Below are 475 nucleotides of genomic sequence, written 5' to 3' on the forward strand. Positions count from 1 at the left end.
CCTCTACGAGGCAGAGAAAAGCTGCAAGCAGGCCGGCGCGCCGTCAGACGCCATCGTCAAAACCCTGATCCACAAGATCGCGACACGCACGCTCTAGCGTGCGGCGCCGCTACTGCACCGCAGCGTGACTGGCCGCACGTTTCCCACTCCTATGTCCGGCATAGACATCGGGGGAGATGATGAAGCGATTGTCCGTCCTGCTTGCAGCATCCACATTCGCGCTCGCCGCCTGCACGTCCGCGCCACCGCCAACCGAAACAGATGCAGCGCCTGGGGCCGCCCAGCCAGAAACACCTGAAACGATCCCGACACCCATCGCAACATATGACTTTGCGGCAGGCCAGAAGGTCTACTCGACCTTCTGCGCCGCCTGTAACAGCGGCGCAGACGACACGGCGCCCGAACTCCCGACGATCCGCACCTTCACGCACACGCGCGTCTCCACCGCCCTCAGCGAAGGCGGGCTCATGACGAT

Annotated in this window: 1 protein-coding gene; it reads left to right on the forward strand. The window is 63.8% G+C overall.

Going from position 1 to position 475, the window contains the following annotated elements; translation table 11 throughout:
• Positions 1-176 precede the first annotated feature (176 nt).
• Positions 177-475, forward strand: a 299-nt coding sequence (locus tag RM844_RS32365) for a hypothetical protein (protein WP_311671018.1), incomplete at its 3' end; no start/stop codon positions are given.

The sequence above is a fragment of the Streptomyces chisholmiae genome (assembly GCF_031845445.1).
GTDB lineage: Bacteria > Actinomycetota > Actinomycetes > Streptomycetales > Streptomycetaceae > Streptomyces > Streptomyces chisholmiae.